A 20,700-nucleotide genomic window follows, 5' to 3' on the forward strand; every position below is an offset into this window, starting at 1 on the left:
AAGCAGAAACTGCTGACGAGTGGCTCAGATCATTCGCTTTCGCATGGAATCAGCTTATCTGAACACTACGGCGTCTGACGGGCGACGGACGTCGCGCGGCCGCGTCCGACGCCGGACGGGCGACGGATCCGGGGCGCTCGGGGCGCGCGTGTTTTGAAAGGCTTAACTGACGCCCGAGCGGAATGTTCGGTAACCGACCTTCTCGGGGCGATCACCATGACCAACCACACAAACGCGGACACCCTTCGGACGCCGATCGTCGCCGTGCTGGGTCACGTCGACCACGGCAAGACGAGCCTGCTCGACAAGATCCGCGGCTCCGCCGTCAGCGAGGGCGAGGCCGGCGCGATCACCCAACACATCGGGGCGACCGACATCCCGCTCGACACCATCTCCGGGATGGCGGGCGAGCTCATCGACCCGACCGACTTCGACCTCCCCGGCCTGCTGTTCATCGACACGCCGGGCCACCACTCCTTCTCGACGCTGCGCGCCCGCGGCGGCGCGCTCGCCGACATCGCGGTGCTCGTCGTCGACGTCAACGACGGCTTCCAGCCGCAGACCGAGGAGGCGGTCGACATCCTCAGACGCACCGGGACCCCCTTCGTCGTCGCCGCCAACAAGGCGGACACGACGCCGGGGTGGAACCCCCAGGACGGCCAGCCGATCCAGCGGAGCCTGGAGGCGCAGTCGGAACGCGCCGAGTCGATGCTCAACGAGAACCTCTACGAGATCATCGGCCAGCTCTCGGACGCCGGCTTCTCCGCCGACCTGTACTGGCGCGTCCAGGACTTCCAGAAGAACATCGGCGTCGTCCCGCTGTCGGCGCTCACGGGCGAGGGCGTCCCCGACCTCCTCACCGTCCTGATGGGGCTCTCCCAGCGGTTCATGAAAGAGGAGATGCAGATCGACGTCCAGGGGCCCGGCGAGGGGACGGTCTTGGAAGTGAAAGACGAGCGCGGCTTCGGCGCCACCATCGACACGGTGGTGTACGACGGCGTGGTCCGAAACGGCGATCAGGTCGTCGTCGGCGGCCAGGAGGAGCCGATCGTCACCGAGATCCGGGCGCTGCTGCAGCCGCGGCCGCTCGAGGAGATCCGCACCGAGAAGCAGTTCGAGAAGGTGGCGGAGGTCGGCGCCGCGGCCGGGGTGAAGATCGCCGCGCCCGACCTCGACCGGGCGATGGCCGGCGCGCCGGTCCGGATCGTCCGCGACCGCCCGGTCGAGGACGTCGTCGAGGAAGTGAAAGCCGAGCTCGCGGAGATTGAGGTGGAGACCGCCGACAACGGCGTCGTCGTCAAGGCCGACACGCTCGGCTCGCTGGAGGCGATGGCGAACGCGCTCCGCGAGGCCGAGGTCCCCATCCTGCGCGCCGAGGTCGGCGACATCGCGCCGCGCGACATCGCCGTGGCCGAGACCGCGAACCAAGACGAGCACAAGGCGATTCTGGGGTTCAACGTCGACCTGCTCACGAACGCCGAGACGGAGCTGGAGAGCGCCGACGTGAAGCTGTTCACCGACGACGTCATCTACCAGCTGATCGAGGAGTACGAGACGTTCGTCGAGGAGAAACAGCGCGCCCAACAGGAGACGGTGCTGGACAAGGTCGTCCGCCCCGCGCGGTTCCGGATCCTCCCCGACCACACGTTCCGGCAGAACGACCCCGCGGTGGTCGGCGTCGAGGTCATCTCCGGCACCGTCCAGAACAACCGCAACGTCGGGCTCTTCGAGGGCAACGAGTTCGACCGAGTCGGGCAGCTCTCCGGGATTCAAAAACAGGGCGACGACGTCGACGAGGCGCGCTCCGGCGAGCGCGTCAGCATCGCCATCGACGGCCCCACGGTCGGCCGCGGCATCGAGGAGGGCGACACCCTCTGGACCGAGGTCCCCGAGAAGCACGCGAAGATCCTCGAACAGGAGTTAAAAGAAGAGATCACGGCCGACGAGCGCGAAACGCTCTCGGCGTACCTGGAGACCAAGCGGAAGCGGGACCCCTTCTGGGGGAAATAAGCCGGAGAGTACGAACGCCGTTCGTACGTGACCTCCTCCCCGTCGTAAACGACAGGGCTTCCCACGGTACCGCACCGCTGGATAGCCGAGGTCGGAGCGCGCTCGCGGCTCACCCGTCGAGGACGACTCCGACGAGCGGGACCGCGACGCCGACGGCGTAGCCGGCGAGGTGCGCGAACACGTTGCTGCCGAACGGGACGACCACCAGCGAGCCGATCACCCCGGCGACGGCGACGCTCGCGCCGGTGACGTACAGGAGTTCCCGCTCGGGAGACAGATCGAGCCCGACGACTCGGGGGCGGCCGACGCCGGCGGAGAGCCCGACGGCGACGAGGGCCGCACAGAGCGCGAACAGCGAGCCGACGGCCGGCAGCGACGGGAAGTAGCCGACGCCGCTCGGCGCGAGGTACGCGAGCGCGAGCGAGCCGAGCGCGGCCACGATCGACCAGCGGGCGTCGACGCCGACGGCGGGCGAGCGCCGGCCGGCGCGCTCCGTCCTCACTTCGCTCGCTTTTCTACTCGCCTCCCCGCCCGCCTCCTCACACACCTCCCCGCTCGCCTCCTCGCCCGCCTCCGTCGCCAGCGCGGCGAACCACACGACGACCACGTAGCCGAGGAGCGCGCTGTTCACGTCCGAGAAGCCGGCGGTCGGTGCGTTCGTCAGGTCGCCGAGCGCGACGATCGTCGCCCACGCCGAGGCGAGGGGGACGACGGCGAGGTAGATCGCGGTCGCCCCGAGCAGCCGCCCGCGCCAGCCCGCGACGGCGGAGAGCGGGTACGCGACCGCGACGAGCAGCCAGTAGTTGACCAGGTTGTCGAGGAGGTGCGCCGGGCTCGCATGGACGAAGCTCGACGCGAACGCGGTCCACAGCGCCCACCGGCTCTCGAAGACGCCGCCGGTCGCGAGCGAGAGGTGCCAAGCGTCGGTCCCGGGCGTGAGGCTCACCGCGACGAGCAGCGCCGGGAGGGGGACGGCGAGCAGGAAGAGGTCCCTCGACGGGCTCGACCGGACGGCCGCGCGGACGCTGGCGAGGAGCCCGCGGAGGGTGGGCGAGTTCTCGCCGGAAGACTCCCCCTCGCCGCGCATCGCTCAGGGCGTCGCCGGTCGCACCGTCTCCAGCGCGGCCGCGAAGTCGTCGCTCGTGACCGAGATCTCGTCGGCGTGGTCGTTCGCGGCCGCGCCGTGCTCGTCGGCGACGCGCTCGATCGCGACGAGGGCGGCCTCGCGGCACAGCGAGGCGATCTCGGCGCCGGAGTACCCCTCCGTCTCGTCGGCGAGGCGCTCCAGGTCGACCCCGTCCACGAGCGGCTTCTCGCGGGTGTGGACGTCCAGGATCTTCCGGCGGGCCTCGCGGTCGGGCTCGGGCACCTCGATGTGGGTCTCCAGCCGCCCCGGTCGGAGCAGCGCGGGGTCGAGCGCGTCCCGCCGGTTCGTCGCCGCGAGCACGACGAGGTTCGGGTTGTCGCTGGCGCGGTCGAGCTCCGTCAGGAGCTGGGAGACGACGCGCTCGCCGACGCCGGACCCGTCCCCGCCCGCGCCGTCGCGATCGGCCGCGATCGCGTCGATCTCGTCGAAGAAGACGATCACGGGCGCCGCCTGCCGCGCGCGGTCGAACAGGTCTCGGACCGCCTTCTCGGACTCGCCGACGTAGCGGTCGAGCAGCTCCGGGCCGGCGACCTGGATGAAGTTGACGCCGCTCTCGCCGGCGATCGCCCGCGCGAGCAGGGTCTTCCCGGTGCCCGGCGGCCCGTGGAGTAGGACCCCCGTCGGCGGGTCGGCGTCGGCGGCGTCGAAGAGGGGACCGTAGGTCAACGGCCACGTGACGGCGCGCTCCAGCTGCTCCTTGGCCTCCGGCAGCCCGCCCACGTCCGAGAAGTCGGTGGCGGGCTGCTCGGCGACGTACTCCCGCATCGCGCTCGGCTCGACGTTGGCGTGGGCGGCCTCGAAGTCCGCCTTCGAGACGGTCACCTCGTCGAGCGCCCCGGCGTCGGACTCGCGGGCGCGCCGCAGCGCCGTCATCGCCGCCTCCTGCGCGAGGCCCTCGATGTCGGCGCCGACGAACCCGTGGGTCCGGCCGGCGATGGTGTCCAAGTCCACGTCGTCGGCGAGGGGCATCCGGCGCGTGTGCACGTCGAGGATCTGCCGGCGGCCGGCTTCGCCGGGGACGCCGATCTCGATCTCGCGATCGAACCGCCCGCCGCGCCGGAGCGCGGGGTCGAGGGTGTCAACGCGGTTCGTCGCGCCGATGACGATCACGTCGCCGCGGGCGTCGAGCCCGTCCATCAACGAGAGCAGCTGGCCGACGACGCGGTTCTCCACGTCGCCCCCGTCGTCGCGCTTCCCGGCGATCGAGTCGATCTCGTCGAAGAAGACGATCGCCGGGGCTTCCTCGCTCGCGCGGTCGAACACGTCCCGCAGGCGCTCCTCCGACTCGCCCTTGTACTTCGACATGATCTCCGGCCCGTCGACGGTGATGAACTCGGCGTTGACCTCGTTGGCGACGGCGCGGGCGATCAGCGTCTTCCCGGTGCCCGGCGGCCCATGGAGCAGAACCCCCTTCGGCGGGTCGACGCCGAGCCGGGTGAACACCTCGGGCTCGGAGAGCGGGAGCTCGATCGTCTCGCGCACCAGCTCCAGCTCCTCGTCTAAGCCCCCGATGTCCTCGTAGGTCGCGCCCGCGGTGTGCTCCGCGGGCGGGGCGTTCTCGCCGCCCTTCGGCCGGGCGTCGGCCCCGGGCGGGTCGGTCCGGTCGCGGGGGTCCGTGGGGCGGTCGTCCCCGCCCGACGCCGCCCCGACCTCCCGGCGGTCCGTCTCCTCGCCCGCGTCGCCCTCGCCGTCCCCGTACGTCACCGAGACGTCGCTCCGGTTCGTCACGCGTACCGTGCCCGACGGGTCCGTCTCGGCGACGACGAACCGGAGCCCGCCGAGGCGCTCGACGTGGACCGCCTCGCCCTCGGTGACGGGGCGGTCGCGGAGGTCGCGGGCGAGCGCCCGCTCGACCACCTCGCGGCTCACGTCGACGTCGGCCAGTCGCGCGGGCGCGGCGAGCACGACCCGGTCGGCGTCCTCGACGGTGACGGACGCGACGGTGACAGCGTCGCCGACCTTCACGCCGGCGTTCGCGCGGGTGTCGGCGTCGATGAGGACGGAGCCCTCCCGCGCGTCGGGCCCGCCCGGCCACACCTTCGCGACGGCGGCGCGCTCGCCGCGGACCTCGACGGTGTCGCCGCTGAGGAGGCCGAGCCGCTTCCGGGCGGATTCGGGGAGCCTGGCGATGCCTCGGCCCGCGTCCCGCTTCTCGGCGGCACGCACCGTGAGCCGGAGGCCTGCGGTGTCGTTCATAACCACAGTACTCGCCGATGACCCTTTACCCTTGTCCGGATCCGTTGGGATCCGGTTCCTGCCCGTGGATACGTACCGAGAAGAGGCGCGAGGGGGTTCGGCGATTATTTATAAATGATCGACTGCGGTGGCGCGCGCCTGCGAGGCCGCCTCGCGGCCGAGCAGCACGCGCGAGGGACGCGGCGACCGAAGGGAGCCGCAGCGAGGCGCTTCGCGCCTCTGGCAGCCGGACGTAGTCCGGCGACGAGGCTGGGGAGGCGTGAGGTGCGGTGGCTGTGCGGAGCGGGATGAGGCTCAAAGGGGCAGCTGCGAGGCCGGCGCAGGCGACACAAGCACCGCAACGAGGGAGCGAACGAAGTGAGCGACCGAGTGAGGAGCGCAGCGAGCGTGCGCCGGCCTCGCAGCTGGGGCTTTGGAGGTGGTCATCGCGTCAGTAGCAGCAACGATGTATTGCCGAGCGACTGGGGCTTTGAAGATCTTCACCACCGTTCCGGAGTTATCAAAGTATAGCCGAGCGGTTGGGATTCCGAGGGCGTTCGTCGCAGCGTCGTCGGTCGTTTATAAATATTCGACGCCAACATCCAGATTCATTTATAAAAGATCTTCTTCCCGATCCGAGTCACCGTCCCACCGCGAGGACCGACCGCAACCCCCTTACCCCGTCCGGGCCGCTTTGGGGTATGCAACCGACAGGGCACCTGCGCGGCGACGCGGTCCGCGTCGCCGGCGACGCCCGCCAGCGCTTCTACGACTCCCGGGGGTACGGTCGCCCCCTCGACGGGAACGAGATCGCGCTCTCGCGCGTCGAGGCGGCCCACCTGCTCTTCCGCGGCGACCTCTCGGGCGTCGCGCTCGCCCCCGACGCCGACCCCGTCGGCTTCGAGCGCTTCTTCGTCGAGAGCGCGGCCGCGGCCGACCGGTTCGCGGTGCGCTACCTCGTCTACTCGGACCTCCGCGACCGCGGGTTCTACCTCTCGCCCGCCCGCGAGCCGTGGCCCGGCGGGGACGCCGACGTCGCCGAGGCGGTCGACTTCGTCGCCTACGAGCGGGGTTCGACGCCCGACACCGGGAACGTGGAGTACCCGGTGCAGGTCGTCGGTGAGCGGGAGTCGCTCCCCGCCGCCGGGCTCGCCGGGCGCACCCTCGGGGTCGTCGACGAGGAGTCCGACATCACGTACTTCGCGGCGGCGGCCGGGGGGATCGAGGGCGCGACCGACTACGACCCGCCGGACCGCCTCGACGGGGTGCTCCTCTCCGACCGCGTCGTCGTCTGGGACGCCCCCGAGGCCCTCTACGAGCGCGGCTTCTACGGCCAGCCGCTCACCGGCCGCGCGGCCGCGGTCGAGGGCGCGCTCCAGCTCTCCCTCGTCGAGGCCGCGTCGCTCGCGGCCGACGGCGTCCTCTCGCTGTCGGCGTCGGTGGGGGCGGCCGGCGACGGGAGCGGCGGAAACGAACCGGCGGCCGACGGCCCCGCCGCCGCGGTCGTCGCCCGCGGCCGCGACGTCGAGGGCGAGCGGTTCGACCGCCGGCTCGCCGTTTATAAGCGCCTCCGGGCGGCCGACGCCGTCCCGAAGACCGGCTTCAAGTTCGGCGCCGACTTCCGGACGTACCTCGACGTGGAGACGGTCGAGGACCTGCCGCACTCCGAGCACCTCGTGCGCGTCGTCGACGGCGACCACCGGTTCTCCCCGCGCGAGCTCTCGCTCGACGTGCGGCTCGCAGGGGGCGTCCGCAAGGAGATGGTGTTCGCGCTGACGGGGGTCGAGGGAGACGTCGAGGGCGATGGCGACGGGACCACCGAGGGCGACACCGCCAGCGACGCCGACGTGGAGTGGCTCTCGATCGGGCGGCTGACGCCCTGAAACTCGGTTGCACGATCGATCGGTGGGTATCGATCCGAGCGGAACCGTTTTCTGACGCCTGATTCTTTTGCCGGCTATGACCGACTACTCCGTGTTCCCCTCCGATTCGGACGCCTACGACATCTCCACGGTCGACCTCGACGACGACCGCTACGAGGTCAAACAGTCGGCGATCCGGAACAAGTACGCCGTCCGCGACGCCGCCGGTGAGGTCGTCCTGCGCGGGAAACAGAAGCTGTTCAAGCTGAAAGAGGAGTTCCCGTTCGTCACCGGCGACGGCGACGACGCGTTCTCGGTGAAGGCGGGCGGGATCATGGACGTCGCGGGCAACTACGCCATCACCGACGCGGGCACCGGCGAGGAGGTCGTCGTCCTCGACGAGGACTACTCGCTGTTCGTCGAGAACTGGACGATCCGCGACCCCGAGACGGGCGAGGCGCTGGCGACCATCCGGTCGAAGAACAAGCTGATGTCGGCGCTCCGCCACCTCGTGAGCGTCGCGAACTTCGTCCCGAACAAGTACGAGATATTCGATGCCGACGGCGGCCACGTCGGCGACATCGAGGGGAAGGTCTCGCTGCGCGACGCCTACACGGTCACCATCGACGACGCGAGCGACGTGCCGAAGGAGGCGGTGATCGCCGCCGCCTGTATCCTCGACGCCCTCGAAAACAAGTAGCGAGGCTCCCGCCGCCTACTCCCCGCCCAGCTTCGACTCACCGACCGGGTCGTGCCCCTCGATGACCTCGGTCCCGCCCATGTACGGGCGCAGCGCCTCGGGGACGGTGACGGTGCCGTCGTCGTTCTGGTAGTACTCCAGGACCGCGACGACGATCCGCGGGACCGCGAGCCCCGATCCGTTCAGGGTGTGGAGGTAGTCGGCGGACTCGTGGTGCTCCTCGCGGTACCGGATGCCGGCTCTGCGCGCCTGGAAGTCCTCGAAGTTCGAGACGGAGGAGACCTCCAGCCAGCGGCCGCCCTGTGCGGGGCCCTCGTCCATGTCGTCTCCGGGCGCCCACACCTCGACGTCGTACTTCTTCGCCTGCGTGAACCCGAGGTCGCCGGTGCACATCTCCAGGATGCGGTAGGGGAGTTCGAGACGCCGGAGCACCTCCTCGGCCTCGTCGACGAGGCCCTCGAAGCGCTCGTCGCTCTCCTCGGGGCGGACGAAGTTCACCATCTCCACCTTGTTGAACTGGTGGACGCGGACGATCCCGCGCGTCTCGGTGCCGTGTTCGCCCGCCTCCTGCCGGAAGTTCGGCGTGTACGCTTGGTATTTAAGCGGGAGGTCCTCCCCCAAGAGGATCTCGTCGCGGTGGAGGTTCGTGACGGGCACCTCCGCGGTCGGGAGCAGCCAGAGGTCGTCGTCGTCGTACTCGTCCTCGTTCGTCCCTTCCACCCGGTAGGCGTCCTCGGTGAACTTTGGAAGCTGACCGGTGCCCCGCATCGACGCGGAGTTGACCGGGATCGGCGGGAACACGTCCTCGTACCCCTGCTCGCGGTGCACGTCGAGCATGAACTGGATCAGCGCGTGCTCCAGCCGGGCGCCGTCGCCCTTCGCGACGTAGAAGCCGCCGGCGGCGACCTTCGCGCCGCGCTCGAAGTCGAGGATCTCGAGGTCCTCGCCCAGGTCGTAATGGGGCGTCACGTCGTCGGGGAGCGTCCGGAGGTCGTCGAACCCCTCGCGGCGCCGCTCGACGTTCTCCGACTCGTCGGCGCCGACCGGCACCGACTCCTGCGGGACCTGTGGGAGTTCGAGCAGCGACGCCTCCAGTTCGGCCTCCAACTCCTCCGCGCGGTCTTCGATCTCCTGAAGCTCCGACTTGAGCTCCTGCGAGCGCTCGATCGCCTCCTGGGCCTCCGCCTCCTCGCCGGCCCCTTTGAGCTCGCCGATCGTCGAGGAGACCTCGTTGCGCTCGTGACGCAGGCCGTCGCCGCGCTGTTTCAGCTCCCGCCACTCCTCGTCGACGTCGAGTATCCGGTCGAGGTCGACGTCGACGCCTTTGTTGTCGAGCGCCTCGCGGACGACCTCGGGGTTCTCCCGGACGAACTGTCGAGACAGCATTTATCAGCAGTTCCGCGGGCCGGCCCAAAACCGTATCGGAGCGTCGGCAGCGTCTCGTCCGATCCGTGCCGACGGTCCGGCGGGTCCGTAAGGGGGGATAACCCGGATCAGGCGTTGCCGTCGGCTGTGTCGTCTGATATCGGTCTGAAAAGCCGTAACGGGGTCGACAGCGGTCAGGCCGGTCGGTTCGGGATCAGAGGACGAACGTGACGATCCCGAGCACGACGAAGATGATGACGAGCCACTTCGCGATGCTCATACTCAGTCCCGCGATCCCGCTGGCGCCGGCGACCGCCGCGATTACGGCGAGAACGAGGAAGAGGATCGCCAGTCCGAGCAGGTCCCCGCCGAACTGTAGGGGCGTGGCCATGACTCCGCCGTGGATCGCCTGTGTGATGCTCATACTCACCCATGTGCCCTCACCCGTTTAGTTAAGCGACCGATATCGAGCGAGCCCGAGCCCTTCGTGTCAGATGAGAGTCGCTTACGATTCGTCCCTCGACAGCCGCCGGGAAGCGCCGTCTCGGCGGCGAGCGCGTCCCGGTCGGCTCGGTCCACGTCGCGCCGTCGGCACCGCGCGCCCGGCGCTGAGTCATCTGTCGGGGGAACGCGGCCGTCACCGACTCGCCGGCCGCGTCAAACAGTCTGTGGCGGTGCGGACGCGGGTCCGGGACCGTCGCGCGGATCACCACGGTTTAAATAGCGCGCCGCGAGCGCATGTGGCATGCTCATCACGGGTGCGGAGCTGGCCGACGGACGGGTCCGAGACGTCCGGGTCCGAGACGGAACCGTCGAGGCGGTCGAACCGGCGAACGCGAGGCTCGACCCGGAGGCGGGCGAGCGCGTCGTCGACGCCCGCGGGCGACACCTCCTCCCCGGCGCCGTCGACGTCCACGTCCACTTCCGGGAGCCGGGTGGGAGCCACAAGGAGACGTGGACTTCCGGCTCGCGGAGCGCGGCCGCCGGCGGCGTGACGACGGTCGTCGACCAGCCGAACACCTCGCCGCCCACGGTCGACGGCGACGCCTTCGACGCGAAGGCCGAACTCGCCGCGGAGTCGCTCGTCGACTACGGGATCAACGGCGGGGTCACGGGCGCGTGGGACCCCGAGAGCCTCTTCGAGCGCCCCCTGTTCGCGCTCGGGGAGGTGTTCCTCGCGGACTCGACCGGCGACATGGGGATCGCCCTCGACCTGTTCGAGGAGGCGATCGCCGAGGCCGCCGCCCGCGACGTCCCCGTCACGGTCCACGCGGAGGACGAGACGCTGTTCGACGAGCGCGCGCTCGACGGCGACCTCGGCGGGGTCGGCACCGCCGCGAACGCAGACGCGTGGTCCGCCTACCGGACCGCCGAGGCGGAGGTCGCTGCGGTCGAGCGCGCCCTCGGGGCCGCCGCCGAGAGCGACGCGCAGGTCCATATCGCCCACACGTCGACGCCGGAGGGGATCGACGCGGTCGCGGAGGCCCGGGGCGGCGATGGGGCCGGGGAGCGCGAGTCGGCGGACGCCGCCGCCCCGCCCACCTGCGAGGTCACCCCGCACCACCTCTTCCTCTCGCGCGAGAACGCCGGCCGGCTCGGCACGTTCGGCCGCATGAACCCGCCGCTGCGCTCCGAGGAGCGCCGTGCCCGCGTCTTCGAGCGCCTCCGCGACGGCGACGTCGACGTCGTCGCCACCGACCACGCCCCGCACACCGTCGCCGAGAAGCGGCAGGGGCTCGCGGACGCGCCGAGCGGCGTCCCCGGGGTGGAGACGCTCTACCCGCTCCTCTTGGAGTCCGTGCGCAAAGGCGACCTCGGCCTGGAGCGCGTCCGCGACGTCGTCGCCGCCAACCCCGCGTCGATCTTCGGGCTCGGCGCGAAGGGCCGGATCGCGGAGGGCGCCGACGCCGACCTCGCCCTCGTCGACCTGACGGAGCCGCGCGAGATCGAGGCCGGCGCGCTTCACGGCGCGTGCGGCTGGACCCCCTTCGAGGGGCTCCAGGGCGTCTTCCCGGAGCTGACGCTCGTCCGGGGTGAGATCGTCTACGAGCGCGACCCGACCACGGGCGCGGAGTCGTTCGGCGAGCCGGTCGGCCGCAACGTGCGGCGGTCGTAGGGGCACTCGGCGCGTCCGGGCCGGCGGCGCTCGCGGTCCACCGCCTGTCGCCGTCGCTCGCCCGTCTGGACCGGCAACGGACACGCACCGCGGTCGGGGTCCCGACACTATTTAATACGGTCACCCTGTAGGTCCGACCGTAATGTCGGAAGTCTGCTCGACGTGCGGACTGCCCCAGGAACTCTGCGTCTGCGAAGACGTCGCGAAGGAGTCCCAGCAGATCAGCATCCGCATCGACGAGCGCAGGTACGGTAAGGAGGTAACGGTCATCGAAGGATTCGACCCGAAGGACGTCGACATGAGCTCCCTCTCGTCGGATCTCAAGTCGAAGTTCGCCTGCGGCGGCACCGTCGAGGACGGCGCCATCGAGCTGCAGGGGAACCACTCGGGCCGCGTGGAGGACTTCCTCCGCGACAAGGGCTTCAACGTCGCGTGACCGTCACCTGACCGTCCGCCGTCGAGCGATTCGGGGATCGACTTTTCACTGAACTCGTCCGGCGAGCCACGGCTCCGCGGCTCGGAGTGGGGGTCAGGCTTCCGCTTAAACCAGGAGCGCCGCTCGGCCGACGACGAACGCGACCGCGGCGAGGAAAGTGCCGTACTTGAATCGGCGCTGCGCGCTCGCCGGGTCGCCGAACCCCTCGTAGCAGGCGTACAGCATGACCGCGTCGGCGGCGGCGACGAGGAGGAGGTAGACCCCGCCGAAGGTGCCGGTGAAGTACGGCACCGGGCTGGCCCCGACGGCGACGAGGAGCGCGCCGGCCCCGACCCAGAGGGCGCGCCGCTCGCCGACCGCGATCGGGAGGGTGCGGAGCCCTTCCTCGCGGTCGCCGGCGACGTCCTCGACGTCTTTGATCACCTCGCGCGTGAACGTCGAGAGCCCGGCCAGCAGCGCGAGGACGACGACCGCCTCGGGGGCGCCGACCGCGGCACCGCCGAACAGAAACGTCGAGCCGACCAGGTACGAGACGAGCGCGTTGCCGAGCCCCGGCGTTCCTTTAAATACCGTCGTGTAGGTGACGAGCGCGACGAGGTTGATCCCGGCGATGGCGATCGCCAGCGGCGGCAAGAGGGCGGCGAACGCGACGGCGACGAGGAACCACGCGGCGGCGACGCCGAGCGCCCCTCGCGCCGAGACGGCGCCGCGCGGGATCGGGCGGTCCGGGCGGTTGACGGCGTCGATGTCGCGGTCGAAGTAGTCGTTGATCGCGTTGCCCGCGGCGACCGCGAACGCGGTGACGACCGCGGCGACCGCGGCGGCGACGGCGGCGCCCCCCGCGCCGGCGACGAACGCCCCCGTTCCCGTGAGGACCGCGGCGGCGACGCAGTTCGCCGGCCGCGCCAGCTCCGCGACCCCGCGCGCTGTGTCGTACACGTCGTCTCCCCACCGCGGCGGAGGACATAAACGACCCGGGATCGGACCGGAGCGCGGCGGACCGACGGCGCGCCGACCGACGGCGGCGTCGGCGATCGATCCCCTGCGATTCTCTCGACTCGGAATCGGCCACGAACGTTTATGATGTGCGCAATAAAATAGGTGCGTATGGCTAAAGGCCTTGACGTCGGTACGATGAACATCCTCTCCGGGCGACAGGAGGGCGCGGAGACGGTGTTCGTACAGCAGCGGAACTCGTTCGTCGAGATCGAGTACAGCGACATGGCCGAGCAGATGCTCTCCCGCAGCGACGTCCTCCACATCCGGAAAGACGACAAGGTGTACGTCGTCGGGGACGACGCCTTGAACTTCGCGAACATCTTCAACAAGGAGACGCGGCGCCCGATGGAACACGGCATCCTCTCCAGCGACGAGGCCTCCGCGATCCCGATGATCAAGCTCATCACCGAGCAGGTGGTCGGCGAGCCCTCGAAACCCAACGAGCGCCTCTTCTACTCCAGCCCGGCCGACCCGATCGACTCCGGGCTGACGACGCTGTACCACGAAAAGACCCTGGAGTCGATGCTCGGCGACATGGGGTACGACCCCGAGCCGATCAACGAGGGGATGGCGGTCATCTACTCGGAGCTCGCGGACAACAACTTCACCGGGCTCGGGATCTCCTTCGGCGCGGGGATGACCAACGTCTGTCTCGCCTACTACGCGGTGCCCGTCATGAAGTTCTCCATCGCCCGCGGGGGCGACTGGGTCGACGAGCAGACCTCGCAGGCCACGGGGACCCCGGTTGACAAGGTGACGAGTATCAAGGAGGACGACTTCGAGCTCGACTTCCGCACCGACGTGGGCGGCGTCGAGGGCGCGCTCGCCATCTACTACGAGAACCTGCTCGACTACGTCATCGAGAACGTCTCCCGCGAGGTCGACGAGGAGGACGTCGAGGAGGGGCTCGACGTCCCCGTCGTCGTCACCGGCGGCACCTCCAGCCCGAACGGGTTCGAGGACCTGTTCGCGGACCACTTGGAGGACGCGAACATCCCGTTCTCGATCAGCGGCGTACACTCGGCCGACGAGCCGATGTACAGCGTCGCCAGCGGCGCCTTAGTCGCGGCCCGCTCCGAGGAGAGCGAGTCGGGCGGCGAGGGCGCCGACGAGCCCGCGGCCGAGGAGGCCGCGCCCGAGTCCGAGGACTGACCCCGACGCCCGACCCCGATTTTTCGGTCCGTGAGGACGCGCCGAACGCCTAAGCCGACGGGCGACGGAGCACGGGCATGGCAGAAGTCGCCGGCGGCGACGGTGAACGACGACTCCGGGTCGACCTCGAGGTCGACCCGGCCGAGGGGTGGGAGTGTCCGATCGTCTCGCAGACCGAGAGCGCCGCCGACGTCACCGTCAACGCGGTCGGCGACGAGTGCACGGTCGAAGTCCAGCCGGCGGGCGAGGAGGCTCTCCGTCGCGACCGCGGCGAGGTCAGCGAGGACTGCCTCTGTCGCGTCTTCCAGGAGTTCGGTTGCGTCCCTCACGTGCGACGGGTCGACGAGGGAACCGTGCTCGTCACGTCGTACGTCGACGACCGCGACGCCGTCCGCGAAGTGGTTTCGACGCTCAGACGGGTGCTCGACCGCGTGCGGCTGGTCCGCCTCGCCGTGGTCTCGGGCCCCGAGTCGACAGAGCAGGCGACCGTGGACCTCTCGGCGCTCACGCCGAAGCAGCGCGAGGGGATGGAGTTGGCCGTCGTCCGCGGCTACTTCGACGACGACGCCGACGTCTCGCTCGGCGATCTCGCCGGCGAGCTGGACATTAGCAAGTCGGCGCTCTCACAGCGCCTCCGGGGCGCGCAGGCGAAGCTCGCCACGGACGTGTTCGAGGGCGCTGAGGTCTGAGTCGCCTCAGTCGGCCGGCGACTCGCCGGAGAGTCGGCTCAGCGCCTCTGCGCCGTCGCGCTCCGCCTCCGTGAGATAGCACTTCGGGTCGGGCGCGAACGGGTCGCCGTGCCCCGAGAGGGCGCGGAGCCGCGACCCGCCCCGGCAGACGCTCTGATACGCGCAGTCGGCGCACCGCCCCGTGAGGCGGTCCTCGCGGTTCCGGAGCCCGTCGAGGAGCGGGTTCGACTCGTCCGACCAGATCGCGCCGAACGAGCGGTCCCTGACGTTCCCCGGAGAGTACCCCTGCCAGAACTGTGTGAGGTGGACGTTGCCGACGGGGTCGACGTCGGCGACGCGCTCGCCGGTCGGGTCGCCGCCGTTGCGCCGGAGGCGCTCGTAGATCAGCCGGGCGCGGTCCGTTCCGATCTCCCGGTCGGCGTACTCGACGAGGTGGGCGGCGTCGGCGTAGTTGCCGACGAGCAGCGTCTCGATCTCCTCGCCCGCCGCGTGGTACTCGCGGGTGAGGTCACACAGGTCGGCGACGGCCTTCCGGGTCGCTTCGGGGCTCAGGTCGACGTCGGCGATCTCGGCGCCGCGCCCGCCGTAGTCGAGGTGGTAAAAGCAGAAGCGGTCGACGCCGACGTCGACGAGGAGGTCGACGACGCCCGTCAGGTCGTCCACGTTGTGCTCGGTGATCGTGTACCGGAGCCCGGTCTTGAGCCCGACGTCGAGACACGCCTCGATCCCCCGGACGGCGGCGTCGAACGCCCCCTCCTCGCCGCGGATCCGGTCGTTGCGCTCGGGGAGTCCGTCCACGGAGACGCCGGCGTACTTCAGCCCGGCCCGCTTCAGCTCGCGGGCGTTCTCGCGCGTCAGGAGGGTCCCGTTCGTCGAGAGGACGGGACGGATCCCGGCGTCGTCGGCGTAGGCGACGAGCTCCGCGAGGTCCTCGCGGACGAGCGGTTCCCCGCCGGAGAAGAGGAGCACCGGCACGCCGAACTCGGCGAGGTCGTCGATGAGCGCCTTCCCCTCCGCCGTCGACAGCTCGTTCGGCGCCCCCTCCTTGTCGGCCGCGGCGTAGCAGTGCTCGCAGTAGAGGTTACACCGCTTCGTCGTGTTCCAGACGACGACCGGACGCTGCTGCTTGTCCTCCGTGATCTGCGGCTTCTTCGAGTCCTTCGCGGCGTCGTACCGGAGCCCGTCGCTCTCGGCGTCGAGCCCGCAGAGGAGCTTGCTGACGGAGATCATCGGTCGCCCTCCGCGGCGGCGTCGCCGGACGGTGACTCGTCGTCGCCGTCGACCGGTGCGCCGCCGCAGCCCACGGTGGGGGTCCCCTCGGTCTCCTCGTACACCCGCGGCTCGTCGCCGTCGGGGGACTCGGGGACCTCGTCGGCCGACCCGTCGTCCGCCGCCAACGACTCGGCGGAGTAGCGGTGCGTCTCCTCGGCGGGACAGACCCACACGTCGCGGGCGTACCAGGCGAAGAGCTTGCTCGCCTCCTCGTGGGCGACGTCCGGCGTCGGCGCCGCGACGGTGCCGACGTGGCGAAGCGGGTCCCCCTCTGCCTCGCGGACGAACACCTCGAAGCGTCGGCCGTCCGCCGAGCGCGGGCCGCCCGATTCGGCGGTTCGGTCCGTCTTCTCGACCATACCCGGGGTACGACCGACCCACCCAACCCGGTTTCGCGCGTTCTCAGGGGGGCAAAATCCGCCCGAACACGTTCGGACGACGAACGCGTTATGTCCGACTGCCGCATAGGCGACCCCATGCGCGAACTCGTCTTTGCCCTCGAGTACGAGCCGGGGCGCAACAGGGTGGCCGACGCGCTCGCCGACCATCCTGGCGCGCGGGTGCGGTCGCTGTCGCTGCACGCGACCGATGACCACCTCTGGCGCGTCGACCACGCGACCGGCACGGCGGCGGCGCTCGCGGCCGTCGAGGCCGCCTTCACCGACGGCGACTACTACGCCGACTGCCTCGCGACCGAGGACTGCGGCGCGACGCAGACCACCCGCGTCCTCGACCGCGACGGCGACACCCTCGTGCTGTACACCGACTGGGAGCCCACGCCGGTCTGCGCGTCGGTCCCGCACATAGCGCGGGACCACCTCGGTGACGGCGTGCTGTTCGAGACCCGCCACGAGGGGCGCCACTACACCTGGCGGCTCATCCACTCCGGCGAGGGCGACGTCGCCGCGTTCTTCGACGCGCTCCGTGCGGCCGTCGGCGACGCCGCCCGGACGGAGCTGCTCAGGACGGCGAACGCCTCGGCGACGGACGAGTCGGGGGGCGACGGCGGGGCGCCCGGGCTCTCCCCCGAGCAGGAGGCCGCGCTCAGCGCCGCCGTCGAACACGGCTACTACGAGTCGCCGCGGGCGGTCGACGCCGGCGAACTCGCGGCGCACCTCGACGTCCCGCGGTCGACGCTGACCTACCGGCTCCGCCGGGCCGAAGAGCGGCTGGCGAAGGCGCACGTCGACGGCGATCGACCGACGGAGGCCGCCTCGGCGTCGTTCGACTGACCGGGCCGTAGCGGTCGGTGGATGTGGGTTGGAAAATTCCAACCAAGGCTTATCCTGATAAGGGCCCTCCGTCCGCGTAATGAGCGACGAATTGGAGGGAGCAGACGACGGGGCCGGAAGCGGCCCGACCGGAACCGACGCGGACGGCGAGCGACGCGAGCCGACCGCCGGCCTCGCGGTCCCCGAGATGGACTGCCCCTCGTGCGCCGGGAAAGTCGAGAGCGCCCTGGGGCGGGTCGACGGCGTGACCGAGATCGCGCTCAACCCGACCGCCGGGACGGCGACGGTCGCGTACAACCCCGACCGCGCGGGCGAGGCGGACGTGGTCGCGGCCATCGAGGGCGCCGGCTACGAGGTCACGGGCGGGCGGTCGGACGGCGAGGGGAGCGCCGACGGCGATGGCAGTGGGGACGCGGGAGGGGGATCCGGCGGCGTCGCCGTCGCGCCCCCGGCGGAGGTCTGGACGACGCCGCGCGCGAAGAAGACGTGGCTGGGCGCGGTCCTCGTGGCGGCCGGCCTCCTGTTCGAGTTCGTCCTGACGGGCTCGAACCCCGCGGTGGCGAGCGTACTCGGCGCCCCGCTCACGCTCGCGGACGTCCTGTTCCTCGGCGCCGTCGCGGCCAGCGGGCTCCCCGTCGTGCGAGGCGGCTACTACTCGGCACGGAACCGGAGCCTCGACATCGACCTGCTGATGGGGACGGCGATCCTCGCCGCGACGGGGATCGGCTACTTCGTCGAGGCCGCCACGCTCGCGGTGCTCTTCAGCGTCGCCGAGCTGTTGGAGGACTACGCGATGGACCGCGCCCGGGACTCGCTGCGCGAGCTGATGGAGCTGTCGCCGGACGAGGCCACGGTCAGGCGAGACGGCGCGGAGGCGGCGGTGCCGACCGACGACGTCGCGGTCGGCGAGACCGTGATCGTTCGGCCGGGCGAGAAGATTCCGCTCGACGGGACGGTGACGGAGGGCGAGAGCGCGGTCGACGAGTCCCCGATCACCGGCGAGAGCGTCCCCGTCGACAAGGCGGTCGGCGACGAGGCGTTCGCCGGCGCGATAAACGAGGAGGGGTACCTCGAGATCGAGGTGACGTCGACCGCGGGCGACTCCACCCTCTCGCGGATCATCGAGCTGGTGCAGGGCGCGCAGGCCGAGAAGACCGAGACGGAGCGGTTCGTCGACCGCTTCGCGGGGTACTACACCCCGGTCGTGGTCGTCCTGGCGGTCCTGACGGCCGCGGTACCCCCGCTCGTCATCGCGGAGCCGATCGCGGTCGACGTGGTCGGCTACGGGGTCACGTTCGCCTCCGACTGGGGGACCTGGTTCGTCCGGGGGCTCACGCTGCTGGTGATCGCCTGTCCCTGTGCGTTCGTCATCTCGACGCCGGTATCGGTCGTCTCGGGGATCACGAGCGCGGCGAGAAACGGGGTCCTGATAAAGGGCGGCAACCACCTGGAGGCGATGGGCGACGTCGACGCCGTCGCGCTCGACAAGACCGGGACGCTCACCAGGGGCGAGCTCGCGGTCACCGACCTCGTCCCGATCGGCGGCGCCGACGAGGAGACCCTGCTCCGGCGGGCCGCGGCGCTGGAGCGGCGGAGCGAGCACCCCATCGCCGCCGCGGTCCTCGACCGCGCCGACCGCGCCGGCGTCGGAGACCTCCCGGAGCCGACGGGCTTCGAGAGCCTGACCGGAAAGGGGATCCGCGCCGACATCGACGGGGAGACGTACTACGCCGGGAAGCCGGCGCTGTTCGAGGAGCTCGGGTTCGACCTGTCGCGGGCCCGCGCCGAGACCGACGGCGGGGTCGTCACCGGGGACGACGAGACCGGGTCCGCGGCGGACGCTCTCGCCGACGGGGCGCTCGCCGCGTTAGAGCGAGCGGGCAAGACCGTCGTGCTCGTCGGGACGGCGGCGGAGTTGACGGGGGCCGTCGCCGTCGCCGACGAGGTGCGACCCGACTCGAGGCGGGCGGTCGAGCGCCTCCGCGAGCTCGGCGTGGCGCGCGTCGTGATGCTAACGGGCGACAACGAGGGCACGGCGCGGGCGATCGCCGGGTCGGTCGGCGTCGACGAGTACCGCGCTGAGCTCCTGCCCGAGCAGAAGGTCGACGCGGTCGAGTCGCTGCAGGCGGAGTACGGCCAGGTGGCGATGGTCGGCGACGGGATCAACGACGCGCCCGCGCTGGCGACCGCCGAGGTCGGCGTCGCGATGGGCGCCGCGGGGACGGACACCGCGCTGGAGACCGCCGACATCGCGCTGATGGGCGACGACGTGGCGAAGCTCCCGTACCTCTACGCGCTCTCGCACACGGCCAACGGGGTCATCCGGCAGAACGTCTGGGCGAGCCTCGGCGTGAAGGCCCTGCTCGCGCTCGGCGTGCCGCTGGGCCTGGTGAGCGTCGCCGTCGCGGTCGTCGTCGGCGACATGGGGATGAGCCTGGGCGTCACCGGCAACGCGATGCGCCTCTCCGGGATCGAGCCGGAGTCGTACGAGTAGACGGGGGCGACGCCGTCGTTCCCGACGTCGCGAAACAAACATGAACTATTATTAAGGATGCGCTCAATTGGAGTAATGTGCCACCCGTAGTACACGATTGACGCAGGCTCGGAATCGGCGGCGGCGACTCGCCCCGAGGGTCCGAGTGCGCGCGAGACGAGCATCGAGACGGAAACGGCGTCGACGGGAGCGCTCCCGTCCGAGGCCGACGAGGGGACCGGCGACGAGTTGCCGACCGCGGCGGAGGCGGTCGCCCAGTGCGCGGCGACGTTCGACGCGGGGGACACCGAGCGGATTCCGAACGGGACCGACCGGTGGAACGCGTACGCGGGGTCGTGTCACGGCGGGGAGTGACCGGCCGCGCTGCTGTTTTCGACCAATGAGCGACGCCCCCGGAGCCGCGCCCTTCCTCAGATAATCGCGACGGATGCCCAGTTTCCGAAAACGGGGCGGACGATTTGTAAGGGCGGATCGCCTACCGTCGGCCATGCGCGGATACCAGCGCGGGGACGACTCGGACCCGACGTCGCGGACCGCGGTGCGGCTGTCCGGACTCGCAGACGGGACGGCCGCGTGCGACGGGCGGGACGACCGGCAGCTCGAGCGCGTCGAAGCGGAGTTCCTCTGCGCCAGCGGCGAGCGGTGGGGCGGCGCCTGGCGCGGGATCCCCGTGGCGGCGCTGCTCGACCGACCCGACGTGGACGTCGAGCCGGAGGCGACTCACGTCCGCGTCGCGGCCGACGAGTACGCCGTCTGCGTGCCGATCCGGACCGCGCTCGACGCGGTGCTCGCGGTCGAGCGCGGGGGAGAACCCCTGCCGCCGGCCCGCCGTCCACGGTTCATCGCCGCCGTCGACGCCGGACGGACGGTGCGGGGGGTCCGCGGGCTCGAGTTCCTGCGGCTCGGGCCCGACGAGGACCCGCAGGAGTACGAGGAGCTCGGGTACTGACGGCGACGCTCCGACCCGGCCTTTTTAGGCGACGAGTCGACTACGAATCACCGGCCGATGACGACGCACCGCTCCGAGCTGCCTCGGCACCAGCGATGACGA

Annotated in this window: 18 protein-coding genes; 11 read left to right on the top strand and 7 right to left on the bottom strand. The window is 71.0% G+C overall.

From position 1 onward, the window contains the following. Positions 1 to 216: 216 nt before the first annotated feature. The gene (gene infB, locus N5096_RS03005; RefSeq protein WP_267662853.1) at positions 217 to 2,010 is read left to right on the top strand and encodes a translation initiation factor IF-2; all 1,794 of its coding nucleotides are present in this window, start codon (positions 217 to 219) and stop codon (positions 2,008 to 2,010) included. A gap of 109 nt (positions 2,011 to 2,119) precedes the next feature. Here the strand turns inward: infB and N5096_RS03010 are convergent, their stop codons facing one another. Both N5096_RS03010 and N5096_RS03015 read right to left on the bottom strand, forming a co-directional pair. Continuing rightward, on the bottom strand, positions 2,120 to 3,097 hold the full coding sequence (locus N5096_RS03010; protein ID WP_267662854.1) for a rhomboid family intramembrane serine protease: 978 nt from the start codon (positions 3,095 to 3,097) through the stop codon (positions 2,120 to 2,122). Between the two features lie 3 nt (positions 3,098 to 3,100). Then, a complete protein-coding gene (locus tag N5096_RS03015) occupies positions 3,101 to 5,353 on the bottom strand; it encodes an AAA family ATPase (RefSeq protein WP_267662855.1) in 2,253 nt (750 codons plus the stop codon). Between the two features lie 680 nt (positions 5,354 to 6,033). Here N5096_RS03015 and endA point away from each other — a divergent pair. Then, positions 6,034 to 7,215 (top strand): tRNA-intron lyase, encoded by a 1,182-nt coding sequence (gene endA, locus N5096_RS03020; protein WP_267662856.1) that lies wholly within the window; start codon positions 6,034 to 6,036, stop codon positions 7,213 to 7,215. A 76-nt stretch (positions 7,216 to 7,291) separates the two neighbouring features. After that, positions 7,292 to 7,894 (top strand): LURP-one-related/scramblase family protein, encoded by a 603-nt coding sequence (locus N5096_RS03025; protein ID WP_267662857.1) that lies wholly within the window; start codon positions 7,292 to 7,294, stop codon positions 7,892 to 7,894. A 15-nt stretch (positions 7,895 to 7,909) separates the two neighbouring features. Here the strand turns inward: N5096_RS03025 and serS are convergent, their stop codons facing one another. Both serS and N5096_RS03035 read right to left on the bottom strand, forming a co-directional pair. Then, positions 7,910 to 9,280, bottom strand: a complete 1,371-nt coding sequence (gene serS, locus N5096_RS03030; protein ID WP_267662858.1) for a serine--tRNA ligase — start codon at positions 9,278 to 9,280, stop codon at positions 7,910 to 7,912. Positions 9,281 to 9,473: 193 nt separating this feature from the next. Then, positions 9,474 to 9,683 (bottom strand): DUF1328 domain-containing protein, encoded by a 210-nt coding sequence (locus N5096_RS03035; protein ID WP_267662859.1) that lies wholly within the window; start codon positions 9,681 to 9,683, stop codon positions 9,474 to 9,476. Positions 9,684 to 10,004: 321 nt separating this feature from the next. Here N5096_RS03035 and N5096_RS03040 point away from each other — a divergent pair, with 321 nt between their 5' ends. Both N5096_RS03040 and yciH read left to right on the top strand, forming a co-directional pair. Continuing rightward, positions 10,005 to 11,375 carry a dihydroorotase gene (locus N5096_RS03040; RefSeq protein ID WP_267662860.1) on the top strand — a complete coding sequence of 457 codons (1,371 nt, stop codon included), beginning with the start codon at positions 10,005 to 10,007 and terminating at the stop codon, positions 11,373 to 11,375. Between the two features lie 142 nt (positions 11,376 to 11,517). Next, entirely contained in the window at positions 11,518 to 11,811 is a 294-nt protein-coding gene (gene yciH / locus N5096_RS03045) for a stress response translation initiation inhibitor YciH (RefSeq protein ID WP_004046732.1), read from the top strand. Between the two features lie 105 nt (positions 11,812 to 11,916). Here the strand turns inward: yciH and N5096_RS03050 are convergent, their stop codons facing one another. Beyond that, the gene (locus tag N5096_RS03050; RefSeq protein ID WP_267662861.1) at positions 11,917 to 12,750 is read right to left on the bottom strand and encodes a geranylgeranylglycerol-phosphate geranylgeranyltransferase; all 834 of its coding nucleotides are present in this window, start codon (positions 12,748 to 12,750) and stop codon (positions 11,917 to 11,919) included. 168 nt (positions 12,751 to 12,918) lie between these two features. On the opposite strand from N5096_RS03050, the gene N5096_RS03055 reads away from it, so the two are divergent. Further along, positions 12,919 to 13,962, top strand: coding sequence for a disk-shape morphogenesis protein volactin (locus N5096_RS03055; protein WP_379789873.1), 1,044 nt, complete (start codon positions 12,919 to 12,921; stop codon positions 13,960 to 13,962). 77 nt (positions 13,963 to 14,039) lie between these two features. Next, complete coding sequence (locus tag N5096_RS03060; RefSeq protein ID WP_267662862.1) at positions 14,040 to 14,651, top strand: helix-turn-helix domain-containing protein; 612 nt, start codon at positions 14,040 to 14,042, stop codon at positions 14,649 to 14,651. A gap of 6 nt (positions 14,652 to 14,657) precedes the next feature. On the opposite strand, the gene N5096_RS03065 is transcribed toward N5096_RS03060, so the two are convergent. Then, on the bottom strand, positions 14,658 to 15,881 hold the full coding sequence (locus N5096_RS03065) for a TIGR04347 family pseudo-SAM/SPASM protein (RefSeq protein WP_267662863.1): 1,224 nt from the start codon (positions 15,879 to 15,881) through the stop codon (positions 14,658 to 14,660). Continuing rightward, positions 15,878 to 16,282, bottom strand: a complete 405-nt coding sequence (locus N5096_RS03070; protein WP_267662864.1) for an Htur_1727 family rSAM-partnered candidate RiPP — start codon at positions 16,280 to 16,282, stop codon at positions 15,878 to 15,880. The genes N5096_RS03065 and N5096_RS03070 overlap by 4 nt, the downstream gene beginning before the upstream one ends. A gap of 117 nt (positions 16,283 to 16,399) precedes the next feature. Here N5096_RS03070 and N5096_RS03075 point away from each other — a divergent pair, with 117 nt between their 5' ends. The 4 genes from N5096_RS03075 to N5096_RS03090 all read left to right on the top strand — a co-directional run bounded on the left by N5096_RS03075 (position 16,400) and on the right by N5096_RS03090 (position 20,598). Further along, entirely contained in the window at positions 16,400 to 17,155 is a 756-nt protein-coding gene (locus N5096_RS03075) for a helix-turn-helix domain-containing protein (protein ID WP_267662865.1), read from the top strand. A 79-nt stretch (positions 17,156 to 17,234) separates the two neighbouring features. Further along, a complete protein-coding gene (locus N5096_RS03080; RefSeq protein ID WP_267662866.1) occupies positions 17,235 to 19,649 on the top strand; it encodes a heavy metal translocating P-type ATPase in 2,415 nt (804 codons plus the stop codon). A 228-nt stretch (positions 19,650 to 19,877) separates the two neighbouring features. Beyond that, positions 19,878 to 20,003: a hypothetical protein gene (locus tag N5096_RS03085; RefSeq protein WP_267662867.1), complete on the top strand. Its 126-nt coding sequence runs from the start codon at positions 19,878 to 19,880 to the stop codon at positions 20,001 to 20,003. Between the two features lie 133 nt (positions 20,004 to 20,136). After that, the gene (locus tag N5096_RS03090) at positions 20,137 to 20,598 is read left to right on the top strand and encodes a molybdopterin-dependent oxidoreductase (RefSeq protein WP_267662868.1); all 462 of its coding nucleotides are present in this window, start codon (positions 20,137 to 20,139) and stop codon (positions 20,596 to 20,598) included. The last annotated feature ends 102 nt before the right edge of the window (positions 20,599 to 20,700 follow it).

The sequence above is a fragment of the Halorubrum yunnanense genome (genome assembly GCF_026586675.1).
GTDB lineage: Archaea > Halobacteriota > Halobacteria > Halobacteriales > Haloferacaceae > Halorubrum > Halorubrum yunnanense.